Source organism: Hydrogenophaga sp. (assembly GCF_048549895.1).
Taxonomy (GTDB): Bacteria; Pseudomonadota; Gammaproteobacteria; order Burkholderiales; family Burkholderiaceae_C; genus Hydrogenophaga.
On sequence record NZ_JBLYYB010000094.1, the window covers coordinates 1 to 6,041 of the forward strand.

Sequence of the window (6,041 nt, forward strand, 5' to 3'; positions counted from 1 at the left end):
CCAGGCGCGTGGGCAGGCTCTCGTAGGGCTGCGGCAACAGCTCGATCCAGATCCATCCGAATGCGATGTGGCCGATGAAAGTGAATGCGCCCAGGTACTGAAGCCGGGCACGAGATGGGTGCAAAATGGGCTCCAGAGGTGCGTGGACGACCTCGTCCAGCAACCACCTCCACAGCCGCGCTCTGGCGCTGTGCAACCTCAATCGGTCCAGAGGCAATATGTACTCCTTCGATCGCCGCGCACCTGTTGCCCGCGCCTGCGGCCCCAACATGCATCGGATTGTCCGTGCAACAGGCTGTTTCAAACCATGACCTTACCTGTCAACTTTGACAGCGTCAGTCTGGACAGCATTCTGGCCGACTGGGTCTGCGCCTTGCACGACCAGGGCGTGGAGGCCGTCATGGTGTTGGGCCCGGCGCCCACCGGCGGCAGGGACGAGCGCGAGGTTCTGGCCGTTCACCCACCCCGGATGCTCCTGGCCGCGCAGGCCCTGGCCGAGAGCCGCGATTTTGGCGCCAGCTGGCGCGACAGCGATGCCCCGCTGGTGGCATGGCAGGACATTTCGAAATCGGTCTTTGAACAATCCAGCCGCTGGCGCCGCCTGTGGCTGGCGCACGGGTACCAGACCCTGGTGCGCGTGGCGTTCAGCCTGCCGGCCGGTCGAACCTTTGAATGTTTCATGTTCAGCCCGCGCGCCTTTGCCGACCGCTCCGAGGCGGCGGCGCTGGCCTGGTCGGCCTTCAACATCTGGCCCATGCTGCGCCGCGCCATTGCCGAGGCCCGCGTGAACCTGAGCCCGCGCGAGCTGGAGAGCCTCAACATGGCGTTTGAAGGGCTCACCGCGAGAGAAACCGCGGTTCGCATGGATTGCTCCGAACGCACGGTGAACTACCACCTGGCCAACGCGATGGCCAAGCTCAAGACCGACAACAAGCTGGCGGCTGTGCAGCGCGCTTGCTGGATCGGATTGATCTAGGGACGTGGCCCCCACCCTTCCCCGTTGCGCGAGGTCCGCTGCCCCCCAAGGGGGCTGATCCGGTTCTGGGCGGCCCATCGCCGGCTCGGATGCTGCAGTGCGCAAACCCCCGGGGGTTGGCGTGGTCATAATCCGCGCATGACATTTCTGGCCCTGGACGTTGGCAACACCCGCCTGAAGTGGGCCTTGTACGAAGAACCGCGTTCCGGCTCGCGCCTGATGGCCCAGGGTGCCCAATTCCTCGAAAACATCGAAACCCTGGCCGAAGGCGATTGGGCCGATCTGCCGGCGCCACGCTGGGTGCTGGGCTGTGTGGTGGCGGGTGATGCGGTCAGGCGCCGGGTGGCCGAACAGCTGGAGTTGTGGGACGTGACCCCGCAGTGGGTGGTGTCCAGCACCGCCGAAGCGGGCCTGACCAACGGCTACGACCATCCCGCCCGCCTCGGCTCGGACCGCTGGGTCGCCATGATCGGCGCGCGCCAGCGCCTGGTCTCGCGAGGCCTGAAGCGGCCCTGCGTGGTGGTGATGGTGGGCACCGCCGTGACGGTGGAGGCGATCGACACCGAAGGCCGTTTTCTGGGCGGCATCATCCTGCCCGGCCACGGCATCATGCTGCGCGCGCTCGAATCGGGCACGGCCGGCCTGCACGTGCCCACCGGCGAGGTGCGCGACTTTCCCACCAACACCAGCGACGCGCTCACCAGCGGCGGCACCTTCGCCATCGCCGGTGCGGTGCAGCGCATGGTGGACAACCTGCGCCGCCACTGCGGCGACGAGCCGGTGTGTTTCATGACCGGTGGCGCCGGCTGGAAGATGGCGCCCAGCATGGCGCTGCAGGTCGAGCTGGTGGAGGGCCTGATCTTTGACGGGCTGCTGGAGATGGCTTCGCGCCGACTGGCCTTGGCTTAAGCCTTCGCTTCGCCCCAAGGCAGCATCAGCGTCAAGGTGAGCAAACGCCGGAACTCCGGCTCGAACTCGTCGATGATGTGCTGCGGCTCGGGGCACAAGGTGGTGTCGGCGATCACGCCGAACTGCACGCCGCCGCCGTAGCTCAGGATCGACACACCCAAGCCCACGGTGCCCGTCTGCGGCACCCAGAACATGGTCTGCTCCAGCGTGGAGCCGCAGACCTTGAGCTTGGTGGCCGGGCCGGGCACGTTGGTCATCACCGCCGTGGTCTTGCGGCCGAACAGGCTGAGCATGGCGTCTTGCGCGGGTTTCACCAGCAGGCCCGCCACCGACAGCAGGCCAAACGTGAGCAGCGGCTGCAAACTGCCCTTGAGGTTGTTCATGCGCGAGCGCACGGTGAACACCCGCTCCACCGGGTTGGTGCAGCCAATCGGCAGCACCAGCGGCACCAGACCAAAGCGGTTGCCGAGTTTCCAGGCGTCTTCCATCGGGCGCAGGTTGATCGGCACCATGGCGCGGATTTCCTTGCCCTGTGTCTCGTCGCCCAGATTTTGCAGATAGGCACCGATGGCACCGGCCACGCAGCCCAGCAACACGTCGTTGACCGAGCAGTTCAGAGCTTTGCCGATCGCCTTCACCTCGTCGAGCGGAATGGGTTCGCACCAGGCCACGCGCTTGGTGTTGCCGGGCTGGCCTTTGAGGCGGGTGGGTGAGTCGTCGGGCATGAGCGCGAGCGCGGCCAGATCGCTGGCGAGCTGGCCGCCCATGCGCGCGAGATCGACCGCCTGGCCCAGCGAGTCGGTGAGGCTTTGTTGGGGAGACGCCAGCATGGCGAACGACTTGGCTGCGCCACCGCCTGCGGCTTCAAGGGCTTTGGCGGTGAGGTCGCCGAAGGGCCGGATCAAGGTGTCGACCACCCAGTCTTCGGCGCCGTCCAGGCCGGGCTTGCTGGTCTTGCGGCTCTTGCGTTGAGGCGGTGCGCCGCCGCCGTCCACCAGGCTCATCATCACACTGATGAGCGCGATGCCGTCGGCAATGCAATGGTGGATGCGCGCCACGAGCGCCGAGCCGCCGCCGTACTGTTCGATCAGCTCGAAGCGCCACAGCGGGTGCTGGCGGTCCAGCGGCTGCATGGCGAGTTCGGCCACGCGGGCCTGCAGGGCGTCCTGCTCGGTCTGAGCGCCGGTCTGCGAGAGCCGGTGGGTGACCACGTGGCGCTCCAGGCGGAAATCGGCGTCGTGAATCCAGTGCGCACCAGCGGCGTCTTCGCGCGCCAGCTGCACGAAGCGCGGGTAGGGCAGCAGCCGCTCGCGCACCCGGTCGCTCAAGGCTTCGATGGTGATTCCGGGCTTCAGGATCCACACGCCGACGATCATCATCAGGTTGCTGGGGGAGTCCATGCGCAGCCAGGCCGTGTCGACCTTGCTCATGCGCTCGCCTTCCAGCCCGAGCGTGGTGGACAGGGCCTGCTTCACCGCAGGCAGCACGCTGGCCACTGGGCCCCCGGGCGCTGCTTTGCGGGGTGCCGGGGTGCGACCGGCACGCGCTGGAGGGGTGCCGCTGCGGGCGGCAACGCGTTGAACCATGGATGCTCCTCGGGTGGCTGTACGGGTCTTGGGCTTGTGGGCCTATTGTGCAGAGGCGGCCAACCGTAAGATAGCGGGAGAGCCCTAAGCCCGGCGCGTGTTGCCGGCGCGGCTCGTTTCAACAACAGGAGCATTCATGGCCGATCTCAAAGCCCTTTTCGACGCCGCGGTGGCGAATTCCAAGAACCTCAGCGAGCGCCCCGACAACGCCACGCTGTTGAAAATCTACGCGCTGTACAAGCAGGCCACCGATGGCGATGTCGAGGGCAAGAAGCCCGGTTTTGGCGACATGGTCGGACGCGCCAAATGGGACGCATGGAACGGCTTCAAGGGCACGGGCAAGGACGACGCGATGCAGCAGTACATCGACCTCATCCAGGAACTCAGCTGACCCTCGGCTGAGCGCAAGGCCGGTTCTTCAACCGGCCTTTTTCTTTTTGGCGGCGGGTTTCTTCGCCGCCAGCAGTTCGTCGAGGTTTTTGACGATCTCGCCCTCGATGCGGTCCTTGAACGCGCCCAGCAAAAAGCCCAGGCGCGCATCGAGTTCAAACTTGTCCGCCGACACCTTGAGCGTGCCGCTCACGCCCGAGCGGGTGAACTGCACCTCGTCGCAGTCGTCGCCCTCTTCGTAGGTGCAGCTCATGTCGAAGTCGTTTTCGGCCTGTTCGGCCCAGCGCCAGGCCAGCTTGCGGGCGCCGCCCATGCCGAGTTGGTGATCGCGTTCGATGTGGATGTCGGCCATGGTTGTCTCTCGTTGTTGTGGTCAGGGGCGAGAAGTGTCGCTGGCGGCCAGGGCGGTGGGCGCCAGCTCGCGCAGCGCGGCCTGGCGCTCGTCTTTCGGGCGTTCGGCCAGCGCGCGCACCGCATCATAAAACCGCGCAAAATCGCGGCCCTCGCGCTCGAACAGGGCCTCGAACGCGGGCACCCATTCGTCGTAGGCGGCCTGCGCGGCAAAGCTGGCGTTGTTGGCGCCGGTCACGAAGGGGTCGTAGCCGGCGTAGCCGTTCCAGCCAGCTTTCAGCTGCGCGTACTGCTGGCGGAAGTCGTTCATGGCGTTTGCCTTGCGTTGCAGCTTGGTGCCGTCCGCCAGGTCGGCGTCTTCATAGATCGCTTTGAGGCGCTCGCGGGTGGCGCGGGTGAGGGCGCGGAAGGCGCGGCGGCGGTGGTCGAAGGTGGCGTAGTCGGCGCGGGCCTGCTCGGTGGAGCGGGCGAGCCACCGAGCGCCCCCGAGCCGCTCCACCGTGGTGGCAAACGACTCGTTGAAGGTGGTGTCGTTCTGCACATAAACCACCTGGTGCGCGAGTTCGTGGAACACGATGCGCGCGAGTTCGCCTTCAGGGTAGTTGATGAAGGTGTTGAGCAGCGGGTCACCGCCAGCCCAGTTCATCCAGCCCAGCGTGGAGTAGGCCTGGACCGGGTACACGGCAACCTCCAGTTGCGGGTCGAGGCTGTCGGCGAAGGCGCGCGCGTCGCCTTCAGCGAAGTAGCCGCGGTAGCCCACGCAGCCCGCCACCGGAAAGCACCAGGTTTGCAGCGTGAGCGAGAGTGCGGGTGCGGCCACCACGTTGTACACCGCGGCTCGGCGCTGCAGGTCGGCGTAGCGGTGGTAGCTGTTGTTGTCGGGCAGGTTGAGTTCGCTCACCGCGAACGCGCGGATGCGCCGGGCGTTTTCCAGCCGGGCCTTGAGCGTGGGCGACGTTGCGTCGTCGGCCAGCCAGTCGTCCACCGGGCGCGCGGCCTGCATCAGTTGCAGGTGCCCGGTGACCGATTGCCAGTAGTAACCCACGCCGGTGGTGTGGCTGGCGCAGCCTGCGCCCAGCCAGGCCACGAGTGCGAGCGCCAGCAGCTTGCGCATGGGTGGCCTCAGCGCACGCCCGCCACTTCAACCAGGCAGTCGTAAAACACCGGGCCGCGGCCCATGTCGGTGAGCTGCTGGCTGGTCACTTCGTTCACGTTGGTGCCCGAGGGCCCGAGCTTGCGCCACCAGATGCCCAGGCCGTTGACCACGCCGGGCCGCGCGCGCGTGGACACCTTGGCCTTGCAGCGGTACTCGCCGCGGTCGTTGAACACACGCACCATCTGGCCGGTCTCGATGCCACGCGACAGGGCGTCGTCGGCGTGGATTTCGAGCAGCGGCTCGCCTTCGATGTCGCGCAGGCTTTGCACGTTGACGAAGCTGGAATTGAGGAAGTTGCGCGCCGGCGGCGAGATCATGGCCAGCGGGAAGGCGGCTGATGAGCCCTGCAGTTCGTGGTTGGGCAGGTGGTCGGGCAGGCCGTCCAGACCCTGCGCGGCCAGGCGTGCGCTGAAAAATTCGCAGCGGCCCGAAGGCGTGGGAAAACCACCGTGGGCAAAGGGCGCTTCGGCAATGGGCAGGGTGGCGAAGCCCTGGTCGAGCAGGGTCTGGAAATCCACCGTGCTGCCAAACGCCGTGCGGCACAGGGTTTCGTCGTCGTCGGCAAAACACGGGTCGTCAAAACCCAGGCGCGCGGCCAGCGCGCGAAAGACGTCGGTGTTGGTGCGGGCCTCGCCCACGGGTGCGATGGCCGGGCGGTTGAGCAGCACGTCGG

General features: G+C 66.9%; 7 protein-coding genes. 3 read left to right on the plus strand and 4 right to left on the minus strand.

Annotated elements, in window-relative coordinates; genetic code table 11:
- Positions 1-307 precede the first annotated feature (307 nt).
- Together ACN4F8_RS10090 and ACN4F8_RS10095 are read left to right on the plus strand one after the other, a co-directional pair.
- Complete coding sequence (locus tag ACN4F8_RS10090) at positions 308-976, plus strand: LuxR C-terminal-related transcriptional regulator (protein ID WP_419473465.1); 669 nt, start codon at positions 308-310, stop codon at positions 974-976.
- A 138-nt stretch (positions 977-1,114) separates the two neighbouring features.
- Complete coding sequence (locus tag ACN4F8_RS10095) at positions 1,115-1,885, plus strand: type III pantothenate kinase (RefSeq protein WP_419473466.1); 771 nt, start codon at positions 1,115-1,117, stop codon at positions 1,883-1,885.
- Here the strand turns inward: ACN4F8_RS10095 and ACN4F8_RS10100 are convergent.
- Positions 1,882-3,471, minus strand: coding sequence for a wax ester/triacylglycerol synthase family O-acyltransferase (locus tag ACN4F8_RS10100; RefSeq protein ID WP_419473467.1), 1,590 nt, complete (start codon positions 3,469-3,471; stop codon positions 1,882-1,884). The two genes, ACN4F8_RS10095 and ACN4F8_RS10100, sit on opposite strands and share 4 nt — an antisense overlap.
- Positions 3,472-3,607: 136 nt before the next feature.
- Here ACN4F8_RS10100 and ACN4F8_RS10105 point away from each other — a divergent pair, with 136 nt between their 5' ends.
- On the plus strand, positions 3,608-3,862 hold the full coding sequence (locus ACN4F8_RS10105) for an acyl-CoA-binding protein (protein WP_419473468.1): 255 nt from the start codon (positions 3,608-3,610) through the stop codon (positions 3,860-3,862).
- A gap of 27 nt (positions 3,863-3,889) precedes the next feature.
- Here the strand turns inward: ACN4F8_RS10105 and ACN4F8_RS10110 are convergent, their stop codons facing one another.
- The 3 genes from ACN4F8_RS10110 to ACN4F8_RS10120 all read right to left on the minus strand — a co-directional run.
- Positions 3,890-4,213: a polyhydroxyalkanoic acid system family protein gene (locus ACN4F8_RS10110; protein ID WP_419473469.1), complete on the minus strand. Its 324-nt coding sequence runs from the start codon at positions 4,211-4,213 to the stop codon at positions 3,890-3,892.
- A gap of 21 nt (positions 4,214-4,234) precedes the next feature.
- The gene (locus tag ACN4F8_RS10115) at positions 4,235-5,326 is read right to left on the minus strand and encodes an aminopeptidase (RefSeq protein WP_419473470.1); all 1,092 of its coding nucleotides are present in this window, start codon (positions 5,324-5,326) and stop codon (positions 4,235-4,237) included.
- 8 nt (positions 5,327-5,334) lie between these two features.
- On the minus strand, positions 5,335-6,041 hold a 707-nt coding region (locus ACN4F8_RS10120), incomplete at its 5' end, for a molybdopterin dinucleotide binding domain-containing protein (protein ID WP_419473471.1).

Bases quoted from the DNA above. Each gene is read 5' to 3' on its own strand.
- ACN4F8_RS10090 (WP_419473465.1), top strand. From the start codon at position 308: ATGACCTTACCTGTCAACTTTGACAGCGTCAGTCTGGACAGCATTCTG.
- ACN4F8_RS10095 (WP_419473466.1), top strand. From the start codon at position 1,115: ATGACATTTCTGGCCCTGGACGTTGGCAACACCCGCCTGAAGTGGGCC.
- ACN4F8_RS10100 (WP_419473467.1), bottom strand. From the start codon at position 3,471: ATGGTTCAACGCGTTGCCGCCCGCAGCGGCACCCCTCCAGCGCGTGCC.
- ACN4F8_RS10105 (WP_419473468.1), top strand. From the start codon at position 3,608: ATGGCCGATCTCAAAGCCCTTTTCGACGCCGCGGTGGCGAATTCCAAG.
- ACN4F8_RS10110 (WP_419473469.1), bottom strand. From the start codon at position 4,213: ATGGCCGACATCCACATCGAACGCGATCACCAACTCGGCATGGGCGGC.
- ACN4F8_RS10115 (WP_419473470.1), bottom strand. From the start codon at position 5,326: ATGCGCAAGCTGCTGGCGCTCGCACTCGTGGCCTGGCTGGGCGCAGGC.